Origin of the sequence: Dokdonella sp., assembly GCF_036518555.1 — a bacterium.
In the GTDB taxonomy this organism is placed as follows: domain Bacteria; phylum Pseudomonadota; class Gammaproteobacteria; order Xanthomonadales; family Rhodanobacteraceae; genus Dokdonella_A.
Genome location: NZ_DATDMY010000059.1, coordinates 41,997 through 58,283 on the forward strand (window position 1 = coordinate 41,997; position 16,287 = coordinate 58,283).

At 70.5% G+C, this 16,287-nt stretch carries 13 protein-coding genes and 2 pseudogenes; 4 read left to right on the forward strand and 11 right to left on the reverse strand.

Annotation, left to right across the window (positions count from 1 at the left end; all coding sequences use genetic code 11):
* Window positions 1-67: 67 nt before the first annotated feature.
* Complete coding sequence (locus VI238_RS03710; protein ID WP_331648571.1) at window positions 68-1,012, reverse strand: cation diffusion facilitator family transporter; 945 nt, start codon at window positions 1,010-1,012, stop codon at window positions 68-70.
* Between the two features lie 70 nt (window positions 1,013-1,082).
* Window positions 1,083-1,589 carry a MerC domain-containing protein gene (locus VI238_RS03715; RefSeq protein ID WP_331648574.1) on the reverse strand — a complete coding sequence of 169 codons (507 nt, stop codon included), beginning with the start codon at window positions 1,587-1,589 and terminating at the stop codon, window positions 1,083-1,085.
* An 81-nt stretch (window positions 1,590-1,670) separates the two neighbouring features.
* On the opposite strand from VI238_RS03715, the gene VI238_RS03720 reads away from it, so the two are divergent.
* Complete coding sequence (locus tag VI238_RS03720) at window positions 1,671-3,716, forward strand: TonB-dependent receptor (protein WP_331648576.1); 2,046 nt, start codon at window positions 1,671-1,673, stop codon at window positions 3,714-3,716.
* A gap of 194 nt (window positions 3,717-3,910) precedes the next feature.
* Complete coding sequence (locus VI238_RS03725; protein ID WP_331648577.1) at window positions 3,911-4,924, forward strand: LacI family DNA-binding transcriptional regulator; 1,014 nt, start codon at window positions 3,911-3,913, stop codon at window positions 4,922-4,924.
* A gap of 85 nt (window positions 4,925-5,009) precedes the next feature.
* On the opposite strand, the gene eda is transcribed toward VI238_RS03725, so the two are convergent.
* The 9 genes and pseudogenes from eda to gltX form a co-directional block, all read right to left on the reverse strand.
* Window positions 5,010-5,675: a bifunctional 4-hydroxy-2-oxoglutarate aldolase/2-dehydro-3-deoxy-phosphogluconate aldolase gene (eda, locus tag VI238_RS03730; RefSeq protein ID WP_331648580.1), complete on the reverse strand. Its 666-nt coding sequence runs from the start codon at window positions 5,673-5,675 to the stop codon at window positions 5,010-5,012.
* A gap of 3 nt (window positions 5,676-5,678) precedes the next feature.
* Window positions 5,679-7,595 (reverse strand): phosphogluconate dehydratase, encoded by a 1,917-nt coding sequence (gene edd, locus VI238_RS03735; protein WP_331648582.1) that lies wholly within the window; start codon window positions 7,593-7,595, stop codon window positions 5,679-5,681.
* A 25-nt stretch (window positions 7,596-7,620) separates the two neighbouring features.
* Complete coding sequence (locus VI238_RS03740; protein WP_331648584.1) at window positions 7,621-8,346, reverse strand: 6-phosphogluconolactonase; 726 nt, start codon at window positions 8,344-8,346, stop codon at window positions 7,621-7,623.
* Window positions 8,343-9,350, reverse strand: a complete 1,008-nt coding sequence (gene glk, locus VI238_RS03745; RefSeq protein WP_331648586.1) for a glucokinase — start codon at window positions 9,348-9,350, stop codon at window positions 8,343-8,345. Before glk ends, VI238_RS03740 begins: the two co-directional genes overlap by 4 nt.
* A complete protein-coding gene (zwf, locus tag VI238_RS03750) occupies window positions 9,350-10,795 on the reverse strand; it encodes a glucose-6-phosphate dehydrogenase (protein ID WP_331648588.1) in 1,446 nt (481 codons plus the stop codon). The genes glk and zwf overlap by 1 nt, the downstream gene beginning before the upstream one ends.
* A 135-nt stretch (window positions 10,796-10,930) precedes the next feature.
* A pseudogene (locus tag VI238_RS18740) lies at window positions 10,931-11,227 on the reverse strand (family 1 glycosylhydrolase); the annotation flags it as partial.
* A gap of 102 nt (window positions 11,228-11,329) precedes the next feature.
* Window positions 11,330-11,818 carry a transcriptional repressor gene (locus tag VI238_RS03755; RefSeq protein WP_331648590.1) on the reverse strand — a complete coding sequence of 163 codons (489 nt, stop codon included), beginning with the start codon at window positions 11,816-11,818 and terminating at the stop codon, window positions 11,330-11,332.
* A gap of 115 nt (window positions 11,819-11,933) precedes the next feature.
* Window positions 11,934-12,332 carry a zinc ribbon domain-containing protein gene (locus VI238_RS03760; protein WP_331648592.1) on the reverse strand — a complete coding sequence of 133 codons (399 nt, stop codon included), beginning with the start codon at window positions 12,330-12,332 and terminating at the stop codon, window positions 11,934-11,936.
* 9 nt (window positions 12,333-12,341) lie between these two features.
* On the reverse strand, window positions 12,342-13,742 hold the full coding sequence (gltX, locus tag VI238_RS03765; RefSeq protein ID WP_331648594.1) for a glutamate--tRNA ligase: 1,401 nt from the start codon (window positions 13,740-13,742) through the stop codon (window positions 12,342-12,344).
* A 122-nt stretch (window positions 13,743-13,864) separates the two neighbouring features.
* On the opposite strand from gltX, the gene VI238_RS03770 reads away from it, so the two are divergent.
* Both VI238_RS03770 and VI238_RS03775 read left to right on the forward strand, forming a co-directional pair.
* Window positions 13,865-15,913 carry a bifunctional 2',3'-cyclic-nucleotide 2'-phosphodiesterase/3'-nucleotidase gene (locus tag VI238_RS03770; protein WP_331648596.1) on the forward strand — a complete coding sequence of 683 codons (2,049 nt, stop codon included), beginning with the start codon at window positions 13,865-13,867 and terminating at the stop codon, window positions 15,911-15,913.
* Between the two features lie 50 nt (window positions 15,914-15,963).
* A pseudogene (locus VI238_RS03775) lies at window positions 15,964-16,287 on the forward strand (DUF885 domain-containing protein); the annotation flags it as partial.

Here is a 16,287-nt window from a genome sequence, read left to right on the forward strand (position 1 = left end):
TCGGTAAGCGGGCGCGCAGGATAGCAGTCCGCCACCGCGGCGCAAGCGCGGGTGCGGCCCCGCCGGCTCAGGAATGGGGCGCGCCGCAGGGCGCCGCCGCGCAGCCCGTGGTCTCGAGCTGCACCGTCGCATGCACGATCCGGAAGCGCTCGCGCAGGACGCGTTGCACGTCGTCGAGCGCGCGATCCGGGTCGGCGCCCTCCTCCACGCGCGCATGCAGCGTCGCCACCGCGCGTCCGCCGGCCAGTTCCCACACGTGCACGTGATGGACGTCGACGACGCCGACGCCGGACTCCTGCAGCACCGTCGCGACGTTGGCCGCGTCGAAACCGCTCGGCGCCCCCTCGAGCAGGATGTGCCCCGACCGCCGCAGCAACTGCCATGCGTTGCCGAGGATGAGCACGGACACGAGCACCGAGATCGCCGGGTCCGCCCAGTTCCAACCGAACCAGCGGATCAGCAGCGCGGCCACGACCGCGCCCACCGACCCGAGCAGGTCGCCGAGCACGTGCAGGCGCGCGCTCGCCGTGTTCACGTCGTCATGGTCGTGGTCGTGCAGTACGCGCAATACGAGTGCATTGACGAGCAAGCCGGCGAGCGCGACGGCGAGCATCGTGCCGGTGAGTATCGCGGTCGGCCGCATCAGGCGGCCGGCGGCTTCGACGACGATCCACGCGACGAGGATGAACTGCGCGAGTGCATTGGTGTACCCGACCAGCACTTCGAGCCGCGCGTAGCCGAAGCTGCGGCGCGCGTCGGCCGGCCGCTGCGCGAAACGCGCGCCGAGCCACGCGAACAGCAGCGCGAGTGCATCGACGAGCATGTGCCCCGCGTCGGCGAGCAGTGCGAGCGATCCCGACCACCAGCCGCCGGCCGCCTCGGCAACGAGGGTGCAGGCGGTGAGTGCGAACGCAATCAGCAAGCGCCGTTCGCGCTCGCTGCCCGACGCGCGCCGGTGGCCGTGGTCGTGCGGGCGATGCGCGTGGTGCGCGTGGTCGTGCGAAGGGCTCATGCCGGCGGGCGACGCGGATCCATCGTCACGATGCTAGGCGCCGCGACGACGGTTACACAATCACGGGCGCTCAATGGCCGCACGCCGCGTCATGCACGTGGCGATGGGCGAGTCTCAGGTTCGCCACGTGCGAGAGCGCGACGAGCATGCCACCGGAACTGACCAGCAGGGCGTGCACGAGCGGGCGCCCGTCGATGTCGATGACGATGCCCGTGATCAGCAGGATGACGCCGGGAACGAGGAACCAGAACGCGCGGAATCGCCCATGGCGGCGGAACCCGATAGCGAGCGATGCGAGCGCGAGCACACTCGCGAACGCGATGAAGCCTCGCTCCAGCTGGTGATTGGCGAGGAAGCCGAGGCCGAGCGCCGGCAGCAACGCGAGCAGCAGCGGCAGCGCCGCGCAATGCAGGGCGCAGACGAACGACGCCGCGGCGCCGAACCGATCGGCCAGACGCGTGAAACGAGTGAGGTTGCGTCGTATCAACTCGGTGCCTCCCGCAAGGCTACATTGTAACGCTGCAGTGGGCACCGTGGTGACGGGCTCGCAGCTCTTCAAGCGTACGTTCATCGACATGCGTGACCTTCTGCTCAGCCTGGATCGGATTGAAGGTTATGTTATAACATTCTTTCATCAACATGCCCAAGGAGTTCGCCGATGCTCGTCCGTGCCCTCGCCCTCTCCGTTTGCGCCGGTCTCGCGCTGTGCACCCCGCCGACCCGGGCCGAGGTCCTCCCTGCCACGCCGGCCGCGGGAGGAACCGGTGGCGACGGCGCCGTAGCGCCCCCCGAAGGCGAGCGCAGCGGTGCGAAGCCGAAGGTCGACCGCGAAACCTTGCCGGCCGTCGTCGTCACTGCGATCCCGGGCGAGCAGGCGGCGGACCGGATCGTCGCACCCGTGAGCGTCCTGTCCGGCACCGAGCTCGACGAGGCTCGGGCGGGCACGATCGGCCAGACGGTGTCGAATGTCCCCGGCGTGCAGACGACCTCGTTCGGCCAGGGCGTCGGCCGGCCGGTCATCCGCGGCTTCGACGGTCCGCGCGTGTCGGTGCTCAGCGACGGCCTCGGTTCCGAGGACGTATCGAACGTGAGCCAGGATCACGCGGTGACGGTGGAGCCGTTCCTCGCCGACCAGATCGAGATCCTCAAGGGGCCATCCACCCTGCTGTACGGCTCGGGCGCCATCGGCGGCATCGTCAACGTCGTCGACGGCCGCATCCCGACCGCGGCGCCGGCGGACGGCATCAGCGGCCGCGTGCAGGCCGGCTACGACAGCGTGTCGAACGGCAGCTCCGAAGCCTTCCGCGTCGATGCGGGCGGTAGCGGTTTCGCCGTGCATGCCGATGGACTCGACCGGCACGACCACGACTACGACGTCGACGGCCAATCGCTGCCGAACAGTTACGTCCACACGAAGGCGGGAGCGATCGGTGGCTCGATGGTCGGTGACTGGGGCTACGCCGGGCTTTCCGTCTCGCGCTACCTGGACAACTACGGCAATCCCGCCGAAGCGGGCGACCTGGCGACGGGCGAGGCTCCCGTGCACCTGCAGATGGCGCAGACCCGCTACGACCTCAAGGGCGCCGTCGACGCGCCGTTCGCAGGCATCGACAAGCTGGAACTCAACCTCGGCCATTCCGACTACCGGCACGTGGAATTCGACGGCGACGTGCCCGGCACGACGTTCACCAACGATGCCAACGAGGGGCGCGTGCTCGTGACGCACGCGCCGCTCGCGGGCTGGCTCGGCGCGTTCGGCATGCAGGCGTTCCATCGCGACTTCGCCGCGGTCGGCGACGAGACCTTCGTGCCGCCCACCTCCACGCGCGGAATCGGCCTGTTCGCGACCGAGCGACGCGATTTCGGCGTGCTCGATGTCGACCTCGGCGCGCGCGTCGATCGCCAGAGCAGCATCCCCGACGGCGGCAACGAACGCGCTTTCCGCCCGCACAGCCTCTCGGCGGGTTTCGCCTGGCGCCTCGACGACGCCTGGCACCTCACGCTCAACCTCGATCGTTCGCAACGCGCGCCGGCCGAAGAGGAGCTGTTCGCGAACGGCCCGCACGACGCGTCGGCGACCTTCGAAATCGGCGACCCGCGACTGCGCGAGGAAACCGCGAACCAGGCCGAGCTCGGACTGCACTGGCACGGCGAGCGCATCGATGCGAAGGTCGCCGCCTACGCGAACCGCTACGACGACTTCATCTATCTCGCCGACACCGGCCTCGTCGAGGACGCCCTGCCGGTGCGCGACTGGTCGCAGGCGAACGCACGCTTCCGCGGCGGCGAAGCCGAGGCGACGTTGCACCTCGCGGCGAACGCGAGCGGCCACTACGACCTGCGCGTCTGGGGCGATACGGTGCGTGCCACCCTGCAGGATGGCGGAAACCTCCCGCGCATCCCCGCCGCACGCGTGGGCAGCGCACTGTCGTGGCACGACGATCGCTGGCGCGCGAGCATCGGCGCGACGCGCTACTTCGCGCAGGACGAGACGGCGTCGTTCGAAACCGGGACGGCGGGCTTCACGCTCGTCAACGCGCACCTCGCCTGGAGCTTCCACGCAAACGACCGCGGCAGCTGGGAAGCATTCCTGGACGGCAACAACCTCGCCGACCAGACCGCTCGCCTGTCGACGTCGCTGATCAAGGACGCCGCTCCGCTGCCCGGCCGCAACATCTCGGTCGGCGTGCGCGCGCTCTTCTGATTCCGCTGCACGGGCCCCGCGATCATCGATCGTCCCGCACGAGCCGCGGGACGGTCGATGCGGCAGTACCCGCGCGCGGACATTGCCAGGGATCGCACGCACGCGGCTTGCCGCCCTTGGCTGCTGTGTCGCAGCATGACAGCCTTATCGAGTGGTCGCATGATGTAAACGTTTACATCATCCTAGACGGACACATGGCTGTAACGATCAAGGACGTTGCGAGGGCAGCGGGCGTATCCGTCGCATCGGTCTCGCGCGCGCTCAACGGCCGCGACAACGTCACCGATGCGACACGGCATCGCATCCTCGAAGTCGCGACCAGACTGCGCTATCGCCCGAACGACGCTGCACGCAGCCTCATCACGAAGCGCACGCGGACGATCGGCGCGGTGCTTCCCGACCTGCACGGGGAGTTCTTCTCCGAACTCATACGCGGCATCGACGTCGCCGCACGCGCACGAGGCTTCCACGTACTCGTGTCGAGTTCCCATGGCGACTCCGACGAAACGAGCGCCGCGATCCGCGCGATGCAGGGGCGCGTCGACGGTTTGCTCGTCATGTCGCCGCACGTCGACGCGACCTTCCTGCACGAGAGCCTGCCGGACGCGCTGCCCGTGGTGCTGTTGAACGCGCCGCCGGACCGCTCGCGCTTCCCTGCCCTCCATCTCGACAACCACGGCGGCGCCCTGGCGATGACGCGGCACCTGCTTTCCCGCGGCCATCGGCGCATCGCGATGATCGGCGGGCCGGCCGGCAACCTCGACGCCGACGAACGTCGCCGCGGCTGGCTCGACGCGCTCGCCGAAGCATCGCTCGCCGACGATGCGCCATTCTTCGACGGCGATTTCTCGGAGGCATCGGGCCACGCCGCCGGCCAGCGCATCGCTGCACTCGCGCAGCGGCCGGATGCCGTGTTCGCGGCCAACGACATGATGGCGGTCGGCTGCCTGATCGCCCTCGGCGAGCGCGGAGTCCGCGTGCCGGGCGATGTCGCGCTGGCCGGCTTCGACGACGTGCCGATCGCCCGCTACGTCTCGCCGCAACTCACGACCGTTCGCGTACGCATCGCCGACCTCGGGCGTGCCGCATTCGAGCGCCTCGTCGCCGAACTCGAAGCGCCGGGCACGCGGCCCGTGCGCGCCGAAGTGCTGCCCTGCGAGATCGTCGTGCGTGCCTCGTGCGGCCGCTGCCCAGAGCGAACGGCGTGACGCTCGCGACTTCGAGCTGCGCGTACGCGACGAGCCCCCATGCCGCGGATCGAAATGCGCGACGAGGTCGCGCGGGCGCGAGGCGTCAGCTGTTCGCGCGCGCGATCGCTGCCAGCGAGCGCGCGGTCGCTTCGGTCACGAGGTCGTAGCGTTCGTCCGCGAGCCATTCGGTCCGCATCATCCATGAGCCGCCGACGCAGGCGACGTTGCGTTCAGCGAGGTACTGCGGCGCATCGTCCTCGCCGATGCCGCCGGTGGGGCACAGCAGCATGTCGGCGAGCGGTCCTTGCAGCGCGCGCACGAGCGGCAGGCCGCCGACCGCGCTGGCGGGGAACAGCTTGCAGACGCGGAAACCACGCTCGCGCAACGCGAGCAGTTCGGTCGGCGTCGCCGCGCCCGGGACGACCGGCAGCCCGCAGTCGGCGAGCGCGTCGGCGAGCGCCGGCGGCGTGCCCGGCGTGACGAGGAACGCCGCCCCGGCGCTGCGCGCGGCCTCGATCTGCGGCAGCGCGATCACCGTGCCCGCGCCGACGACGATCCCCGCGACGTCGTGCCTGACCGCCGCGATGGCATCGAGCGCAGCAGGCGTACGCAAGGTGATCTCGATCGCGGTGACGCCCCCGGCCTGCAGCGCGCGCGCGACGGCGACGCCCTGCGCCGGCGACGAAACGGTGACGACCGGCAGGATGCGCGTCGCGCGCAGCAGTCCGATCGCGGCGTACTGGGTGCTCTTCAGCCTTGCGGGATCCATGACTCAGGCGTCCTTCGATTCGAACGGCGCATGCGCGGCGACGCGGCCGATATCGTATTCCCTCTCGGTGCGCCGCGCGCCCGCGTGCGAATCCGGCAGAGGCGGTGGCCCGCAGGAAATCGACAGCGCGCCCTCGTCGGCGGGGCCGACATTCGCGCGACTCCACGCGAACAGCGCGCGACCGATGTCGTGGCCAGCCGGTGCGTCGTTCGCAGCCGGCCGGCGCTCGCTCCACGCGTGGTCGTCGACGCGCGCCTCGAGCACGCCGGCTTCGCAGTCGAGCAGCACGATATCGCCGTCGCGCACGCACGCGATGCCGCCGCCGCGGTCGGCCTCCGGCGTCACGTGGATCGCCGAAGGCACCTTTCCCGACGCGCCCGACAGGCGTCCATCGGTGACGAGCGCGACATGCCGGCCCTGGTTCTGCAGCATCCCGAGCAGCGGCATGAGGCTGTGCATCTCCGGCATGCCGTTCGCACGCGGCCCCTGGTAGCGCACGACGGCGACGAAATCGCGCGGCAGGCGGCCCTGCTTGTGCAGCACGCGCAACCGGTCCGGATCGTCGACGACGACCGCAGGCGCTTCGACGCGACGATGCTCCGGCTTGACCGCGGAGACCTTCACGAGCGCGCGGCCGAGATTGCCCTGCAGCAGGCGCAGGCCGCCGCTCGCCTCGAACGGCGCGTTCGCCGGACGCACGACCGCGTCGTCGCCGCTCACCGCCGCCGCGTCCACGTAACGCAGGCTGCCCGCGTCGAGGCGCGCCTCGCGCGCGTACGCACGCAGGCCGCCCGGCACGATCGTCTCGATCTCGTGCAGCAAGCCTGCATCGAGCAGTTCGCGGAACACGAACGCGGTGCCCCCGGCGACGTGGAAGCGGTTCACGTCGGCATCGCCGTTGGGATAGATGCGCGCGAGCAGCGGCACGCACGCCGCGAGGTCGTCGAAATCCTCCCAGGTCACGCGCAGGCCGGCCGCGCGCGCGACCGCGACGAAGTGGATCGTATGGTTGGTCGACCCGCCCGTCGCGAGCAGCGCGACGATCGCATTGACGAGCGCGCGTTCGTCGACGAGCCTTCCGATCGGGCGATAGTCGTCGCCGAGCGCGGTGATCGCGGCGGCGCGCACCGTCGCGGCGCGCGTGAAGGCGTCGCGCAACGGCGTGCCCGGGTGGACGAACGAGGTGCCCGGCAATTGCAACCCCATCGCCTCGAGCAGGATCTGATTGGAGTTCGCGGTGCCATAGAACGTGCACGTACCCGGAGCATGGTACGAGGCCGACTCGACCGCGAGCAGTTCTTCGCGCGTCGCCAGCCCCGCCGCGTAGCGTTCGCGAACCTCCACTTTCGCCTTGTTCGACACGCCCGTCGGCATCGGCCCGGCGGGTGCGAACACGACCGGCAGATGGCCGAACGCGAGCGCGCCGATGAGCAGCCCGGGCACGATCTTGTCGCAGACACCGAGGCACAGCGCCGCATCGAATGCGTCATGGCACAGCGCGATCGCGGTCGCCTGCGCGATCACGTCGCGACTGAACAGCGACAGCTCCATGCCCGCGCGTCCCTGCGTCACGCCGTCGCACATCGCGGGCACGCCCCCGGCTACCTGTGCGGTCGCACCCGCGGCATGGGCCGCTGCACGGACCAGCGTGGGATACGCCTCGAACGGCTGGTGCGCCGACAGCATGTCGTTGTACGCAGTGACCACGCCGATGTTCGGCTTCGCCGACTCCAGCAGAGCGACCTTGTCGTCGGCTCCGCACGCGGCTGCGACGTGGGCGAGGTTGCCGCACGACAGGCGGCTGCGATTGGGGGCGCGCGAGCGCGCGCCGTCGACGAGCGCGAGATAAGCGGCGCGCGTCGCGGCGCTGCGCTCGCGGATGCGTTGCGTGACGGTCTCGATGCGCGGATTCATGGACATGATCGGACTCCGGGTCGGTTCCGCCTCACGCGGCACACCAGTGGACATGGAGAGGAACGCCGGGCACCTCAAGCGCGGCGTGCACCGGCGCGCGCATCGCGTCCGAGTTCATCGCGCGTTCGAATACCACGCGCTTGGCGTCGCCGCGCATCAACAGCAGGCGCGTCGAAGCCTCGGCCCAGCCGGCGGGCGTGAGCGTGATGCGCCTCGGCCAGCGCCCCGCGCCGGCGCAACCGCTGGCGTCGATCGCCGCATAGGGGTCGCTGGCCGCGAGCGCTGCGGCGAGGCCACGCGCCCCCGGGAACAGCGATGCCGTGTGCGCATCCTCGCCCATGCCGAGCACGACCGCGGCGAGCTCGAGGCGTGCGGACGCCGCGCGCCAGCGCGCGTTCGCCGCGGCGACCGCGGCGTCGAGCGACACATCGCGCGGGCGCAACGGCCAGAACTCCGCGGCCGACGCGGCGCCGGCGAGCATCGACTCCGCGGCGAGGCGCGCATTGCTTCCGTCCGCGTCGGGCTCGACGTCGCGCTCGTCCACGAGCGACACGACGACGCGTCCCCAATCGAGTTCGAGCCGCGCGAGCGCGCGATGGACCGGTGCGGGGGTCGTGCCGCCGGACAGCAGGATCATCGCGCGCGGCGCGCGCGCGAGCGCCTGGGCGAGCGCATCGCGCAGCGCCGCGGCTGCATCCTGCGCCCAGGTCGCCTCGTCGGCGCTCGCGTGCCACACGCACGACGGCGCCGCGTTCATGGGCAACCGCCGCGCGCGAGCAATGCGCGGCCGTCGTCGAGCACGGCGAGCGCGGCGGCGCCGAGCAGGCCCGCGTCCTCGTGCAACACGGCGATCGTCGGCACGTTCGCGAGCACGCGCTCGTAGCGCCCCTTCGCTTCGAAGCGCCGGCGGAATTCGCCCGCCTGGAGCCAGGCGAGCAGTTTCGGCGTGAGCCCGCCCGCGAGGTAGACGCCGTCCCAGGCGCCGAACGCGAGCGCGAAATCGCCCGCGAACGAGCCGAGCATCGCGCAGAAGCGCTCGATCGTGGTGCGGCAAGCCGCATCGTGCTCGGCGCCGCTGGTGATCGCTTCCGGCGTCGCGATCGGCCGCATGTGCGGATGCAGCGCCGCATGCAGGTTCACGAGGCCCGAACCGCACAGCACGCGCTCGGCCGAAACGCGGCCGAACGTCGGCATGAGCCGGCGCAGGACCTCGAATTCGACCTCGTCCCCCGGTGCGAAACCGACGTGGCCGCCCTCGGTTTCGAGCGCCACGTAGCGGCCGTGCTCGACGACGAGTCCGCCGACACCGAGACCGGTGCCGGGGCCCACGATCGCGTAGGTACGCCGCCCTGAGGCGTGTTCGCGCGCCGCCGGCGCGGCGCCGAGCGGCTGCACGTCGCGTGCGCCGAGCAGCGGCACGCAATGGCTCATCGCCGCGAAATCGTTGACGATGCGCAAGCGTTCGAGCCCGAGTTCGTCGAGCAGCGGCGCGCGCGACAGCACCCAGGGATGGTTCGTCATGCGCACGCTGTCGCCGGTGACCGGGCCGGCGACCGCGAGTACGCCGCGTCGCGGCCGCTGCGGCAGCATCGCGAGGTAATCGCGCGCGGCGTCGCCGAAGCGCTCGAAGTCGGCGACGCGCCGGCGCCGCACGGTGTCGCCGAGCAGCGGCATCGGCGCGCCGGTGTCCGCCAGCGCGAAACGCACGTTGGTGCCGCCGACGTCGGCGAGCAGCACCCACTCGCCGGCCGGCGCATCCATCACGCGCTGCGCACGGTGCGCGCGCGTTCGGCCGAGGTCGGCAGGTTGCGCAGGAAATCCGCGGCCGCACCCGGTCCCCAGCTGCCCGCCATGTACGGCAGGATCGCCGCATCGGCCTCGCGCCAGGCCGCCTCGATGCTGTCGATCCAGGTCCAGGCCGCTTCGACTTCGTCGCTGCGCACGAACAGGGTCGAGTTGCCGTTGAGCGCATCGAGCAGCAGGCGCTCGTAGGCGATGCGCCGGCGCAGCGGCGGTTCCATCGAAAGATCGAGCGGCAGCGGCTGCAACTGCAAGGCGCCCCATTCGGGACCGGCAAGGCTGCCCATGAGCTGCAGTTCGATGTTCTCGCTCGGTTGAAGTCGCAGCACGAGGCGGTTCGGGCTCGCGCGTTCGCGGCGCGGCTTCTCGAACAGCCAATGCGAAGTCGGTCGGAAGTTCACCACCACCTGGGTCACGCGCTGCGCGAGGCGCTTGCCGGTGCAGAGGCGGAACGGCACGCCGGCCCAGCGCCAGTTGTCGATCGAGGCGCGCAACGCGACGAACGTTTCGACCGGCTCGCGACCCTGCACCGCCTGCAGCGAAAAACCGCGCACGGGTTCGCCGTCGACGAGGCCGGCGTCGTAGCGGCCGCGCACGGAGTCGCCCGCGACGGTGTCGGCGCGCAGCGGCCGAAGCGCGCGCAATACCTTGACCTTCTCGTCCCGCAGCACGTCGGCGTCGAGCGACGACGGCGGCTCCATCGCGACGAGGCAAAGCAGCTGCAGCACGTGGTTCTGCACCATGTCGCGCAAGGCGCCGTAGTCGGCGTAATAGCTTTCGCGACCGTCCACGCCTGCGGTTTCCGCGACGAGGATGTCGACCGACTCGATCCAGCGGTGGTGCCAGACCGCCTCCAGCAACGTATTGCCGAAGCGCAACGCGAGCAGGTTCTGCACCGCGGCCTTGCCGAGGTAGTGGTCGATGCGGAAGATGCGGTCCTCCGACAGGCACGCCGCGAGCGTCGCATTGATCGCGCGCGCCGAGGCGAGGTCGCTGCCGATCGGTTTCTCGAGCACGAGCCGCGACGGCTCCTCGAGCAACCCGGCGGCCTTGAGGCCGTGCGCGATCGTCGTGAACAGGTAGGGCGGCGTCGCCAGGTAGCTCACGCAGCGCCCCCGGATCGCCGACAACGCGGGCGCGATCGCCGCCGCGTCCCCGAGATCGACGTGCACGTAGTCGATCCGCGCGAGCAGCGCGCCGACGGCGTCCCCGCCCGACGGCTCCTTCGCGAGCTTGTCGGAGAGCCACGCGCGGAACTCGGCAGTCGACATCGGCTGGCGCGCGACCGCGACGATGCGGAACGCATCGGGCAGCAGGCGATCGACCGACAGGTGCAGCAGCGACGGGAACAGCTGGCGCGCGGCGAGATCACCGGTGGCGCCGAACAGCAGCAGCGTGTCGTGCAATGTCGCCTCCGTCCTCGCGCGCCGCTGCCGCGGCCTGGATCCTGCACGGCGCGCGGCGACCCGGCACGGGCGCGACGGTCGCCGCCGACGATGCCCGGTGCAGCCATGCGCTCCGCCGGGCGGGCGCATCTGCGTCCGAAAATCGTCGTGCACGATGCCGAACCGCCTTGAGACGCCGAGCGACCACTCGAGATCGTCGAGCAGCGACCACGCCATGCAGCGGCGTACGTCGCAACCATGCCTACCGCGGCATGGATCGCGCGCAGGTGCCTGCGAAGGTAATCGACAGGCGACGGATCGTCCAGCGCGTGGCCTTCGGCGGGCGCCAGGTCGTTGAGCGCCGAACCGTCGTCGGTGATGCAGGCCGGCGGGCGCGTGCCGGTGAGGCGCGGCGCGGACACTACCCAACGCGTCTCCGCGCAGGCCGCGCATGGCGTCGCCCGCAACGCCTGCGGCGGTCGCGAATGTTCCGCATGGCGTGCCGCGCCGCGCGTGCAGCAGTCGAATCCGATCCAGTCCAACGGTTGCCGGCGATCAACCCGCAGCGGCCGTTGCGCGGCAGCCCGCGCAGATGCCGTGCACTTCGAGCGTCTGCGCCCGCGGCCGGAAGCCGCGCTCCTTGGCTTGCTCGACGAGCAGTTTCGACACGCGCTCGTCGCAGACCTCGACCGCGGCCGAACATACGTCGCAGATCAGGAACGGCACCTGGTGAGCCTCGTTCGGGTGATGGCAACCGACGTACGCATTGATCGATTCGAGCTTGTGGATGAAGCGGTTCTCGAGCAGGAAATCGAGCGCGCGGTAGACCGTCGGCGGCGCCGCGCTGCCGTGATCGTCCTTGAGCCGATCGAGCAGGTCGTAGGCCTTGACCGGCTTCTCTTCCGCCGCGATGAGCTCGAGGACGCGCAGGCGCAGCGGCGTCAGGCGCAGGCCGCGCAGTTCGCACGCGCTGGAAACGGCACCGACGAACGCACGCGCATCGTGCTCGTGTTCATGGTGGCTGTGGCGACTGGCTTGGCTCATGGCGTACGGGTCCGGCGGAGGCCCATCTTAGCGCCCGACGCGAAGGGCGGCGTCGAGCGCCGACGGAGCAGCATCGAGATGCGGCCCACCCGCCGCGGAACAAGTCCCGGGGCTTTCACCAGCCGCGGCCGCGATCGATGCGCTTGAGGGCGGACCGCTCCGAACGCGCCGCCGCCGCGGCGAGGTTGACGCCGCAATGGCGGCACGCTTTCGCGGCCGGCACGTTGCTTTTCCCGCAGTCGGGGCATTCGACCAGGCCGGACTTCGACAGCAGCACGACTGCCCAGCCGATCGGGCCGAGCGCCGCGCCCCATACCAGGCCCGCGAGCCAACGGCCGCGCACCCAGCCGATCGCCAGGCCGACCGCGGCGCAGCCGAGCGTGATGCCGATCGCCCACTGCCACAGCGTCGGATCGAGCAGCGCGCGCGTGCAGGTCCGGAGCGCCGCGGGCGCAGCATCCGGGTCGCTCGGATCGAGCGCGAGGAAGGCCTGGATGCAGGTGTCGAGCGCCACGGTCGCCTCTCAACTCGTCTTCGGAATCGCCGCATCGATGCGCCTCAACGCCTCGTCGCGGCCGGCAAGGAACACGGTATGGTCGATCGATGGCGACACCTGCGTGCCGGTCAGGGCGACGCGCAGCGGCTGCGCAACCTTGCCCATGCCTTCGCCGATCGATGCGGCAGCCGCTTCGATCGCGGCATGGATCGCCGCGACGTCCCATTCGGCGATGCCCGCGAACTGCGCGCGCGCGGCCTCGAGCGCGGCGCGTGCGGTCGGCGTCTTCAGGTGCTTGGCGACGGCCTGCTCGTCGTAGGCTTCGAGCGGCGCATACCAGACGCGCGCCTTCTCGGCCATTTCCTTCAGCGTCCGCGCGCGATCGCGCAGCGCGACGACGACGTCGACCGGATCCGGTCCTTGGCGCGGGTCGATGCCGGCCGCGCGCAACTGCCACTCGAAGTGCGGTGCGAGCTCGAGCGGGTCGTCGCTCTTGAGGTACTGCTGGTTCAGCCAGGAGAGCTTCTCGAGGTCGAAGCGCGATGCGGACTTGTTGACGTCGGCCGCGTCGAACAGCTCGATCATCTGCTCGCGCGAGAAGATCTCCTGGTCGCCATGCGACCAGCCGAGCCGGACGAGGTAGTTGAGCAGCGCGTGCGGCAGGAAACCGTCGTCGCGGTACTGCATGACGCTGACCGCGCCGTGGCGCTTGCTGAGCTTCTGCCCGTCCGGCCCGAGGATCATCGGCAGATGGGCGAAGTTCGGCACGGCGGCGCCGAGCGCGTGGTAGATGTTGACCTGGCGCGGCGTATTGTTGACGTGGTCGTCGCCGCGGATCACGTCGGTGATCCGCATGTCGATGTCGTCGACGACGACCGCGAAGTTGTAGGTGGGGAACCCGTCGGAGCGAATCAATACGAGGTCATCGAGCTCCTCGTTCGACCACTCGACGCGACCCTTGACCTTGTCGTCGAACACGACGCTGCCGGAAGCCGGGTTCTTGAAGCGCAGCACGCGGTTCGGATCGTCGCGGTACGGCAGGTTCTGCTCGCGCGCGCGTCCGTCGTAGCGCGGCTTGAGGCCTTTCGCCATCGCTTCCGCGCGCATCGCCTCGATGTCTTCCTTCGATTCGTAGGCGTAGTAGGCCTTGCCCGCCTTGAGCAGGTCCTCGGCGACCGCGCGGTAGCGGTCCATGCGCAGCGTCTGGTAGTACGGGCCTTCGTCGTACGACAAGCCGAGCCAGTTCATGCCGTCGAGGATCGCCTGCACCGCGGCTTCGGTCGAACGCTCGCGATCGGTATCCTCGATGCGCAGGATGAATTCGCCGCCGCGATGCTTCGCTTCCAGCCAGCAGTACAGCGCGGTGCGCGCGCCGCCGATGTGCAGGTAACCGGTGGGACTGGGGGCGAATCGGGTACGGACGGTCATCAGGGAATCGGCTTCGGGGGGACGGCGCGCAAGTTTACCGGAGCGGCGAGCACGCGTGACGCGCGTGGTGTCGACCGTCGACGATTGCGGGCAGAATGGCTGCCTGCCCCGAGATGTCGTCCATGCCGCACGCCCCACGCACCCTGCTGCTCGCCTTCCTTGCCTTGCTCGGCGCCTGCGCCGCACCGCAGCCCCGCACGGCGGCCGTCGCCGAAGGCACGCGCGCACGCCTGGCGCTGCTGGAATCGACGGACCTCCATTCCAACGTGCTCAGCTTCGATTACTACCGCCTGGCCGAGGACAAGGCGCTCGGCTTCGAGCGAATGGCGACGCTCGTCGCGCAGGCGCGCTCGGAATACCCGAACACGCTGCTGTTCGACGCCGGCGACACGATCCAGGGCACCGCGCTTGCCGACTACGAGGCGCTCGTGCGCCCGATCGGCTGCGACGAGGAACTGGGGATCTACCGCGCGATGGACGCGCTCGGCTACGACGGCGGCACGATCGGCAACCACGAATTCAACTATGGTTTGCCCTATCTCGCGCAGGTCACCGGTCATCCGATCGCCGCGGACGGCGTCGAGGCGCGCACGTGCGCCGGGCCGCACTTCCCGCTCGTGCTGTCGAACGCGGTCGGCGTGCGCGACGGCCGCCCGATCTATCCGCCGTACGCGGTGCTCGACCGCACGCTCAAACTCACCGACGCGGCCGGCCACGCAACGACCGCGCCGATCCGCGTCGGCATCATCGGTTTCACGCCGCCGCCGATCGTCGAGTGGGATCGGCGCAACCTCGACGGCAAGGTGACGACGCTCGGCGTCGTCGAGGCGGCGCGGCGCTACGTGCCGGAGCTGCGCGCGAAGGGCGTCGACCTTGTCGTCGCGATCTCGCATGGCGGACTCGACACTGCACCCTACGGTTCGATGATGGAGAACGCGAACTGGTACCTCGCGCAGGAGCCCGGCGTCGACGTGCTCCTGCTCGGCCATTCGCACGCCGCGTTCCCCGACCCGGCCAACGCGCAGTCGCGCTTCGCGACGATGGCCGGCGTCGACAACCAGCGCGGCTTCGTGCACGGCAAGCCGGCCGTGATGGCCAATTTCTTCGGCCGCAGCCTCGGCGTGGTCGACCTCGCGCTCGTGCGCAAAGGCGGCCACTGGTCCATCGATGCGGCCGATTCGCACAGCGAAGTACGCGACGTGCGGCGCAAGGACGGCTCGTCCGTCGACGCCGACCCGCGCATCGCGCCGCTCGTCGCGGCCGCTCACGCAGCGACGGTCGACTACGTGTCGCAGCCGATCGGCGACACCGATTTCGCGATCACGAGCTATTTCACCGAACTCGGCAACACCACAGCGCTGCAGGTCATCAACGACGCGCAGCGCGACTACGTCGAGCGCTACGTCGCGGCGAACCTGCCGCAGTATGCGGGCATCCCGATCCTGTCCGCTGCGGCGCCGTTCAAGACCGGCTTCAGCGCGCCCGACGACTACACCGATATCGAACCGGGACCGCTCGCGGTGCGCAGCGCGGCGGACATCTACCTCTACCCGAACACGCTGACCGCCGTGAAGATCGACGGCGCGGTGCTGAAGGCCTGGCTCGAGCACGCCGCGGGCCGCTTCAACCGCATCGACGCGGCCGCTACCGCGCCGCAGGAGCTCGTCAACCGCAAGTTCTCGGGCTACAACTTCGACGTGATCCAGGGCGGCCTGCGCTACGCGATCGACGTCACGCAGGCGCCCGGCGAACGCATCCGCGAACTCGCGTATCAAGGCAGGCCGGTCGAACCGGGCCAGGCGTTCATCGTCGTCACGAACAACTATCGCGCGAGCGGAGGCGGCCATTTCCCGGGGCTCGACGGCTCGAATATCATCGTCTCCGCGCCGGATGCGAACCGCGACGTCGTCATCGCGTGGGTGCGCGCGCGCAAGCATCTCGTGCGGGCAACCGACGGCGCCGACCGGCCGTGGCGTTTCGTGCCCGTGCGCACCGCCGGCCCCGTGCTCGTCACGAGCGCGAGCGGCAAGCTCGCACAGGCGACGGCGGCCGGCATCGAAGGCGTCTCCGTGTTCAAGGACAACGGCGACGGCTCCTCGACGTATGCGGTCGATCTCGCCGCGGGCGTGCCTGCTGCTGCGCGTCACGCGCGGGGCGGGCGCGTGCGTTAGAGTCGTCGACCGTCGCCGCGTCCCGCGGCCGCAGCCGTCACGGAGTTTCCATGTCACGCTCGCTGCTCGCATTGTCGGTCTGTCTCGCCCTCGTCGCCTGCGCACCGCAAACGGCGCGCCATGACGGCGGCGCGACCGTTTCCACGGCCACCGTCGTTTCCGCCGACCAGCAGTTCGCGTCGCTGTCGCAACGTTGGCTCGACGGCACGATGGCGGCCAGCCCGGTCACCGCCACGACGGTCGGCGACCATCGCCACGACGCCGAACTCGACGACCTCGGCGCGGACGGGTTGCGCCGCTCGCTCGAATTCTCGCGCGGCATGCTCGCCGACCTCGAGAAGATCGATCGCTCCGCGCTCTCGCGCGAGAACCAG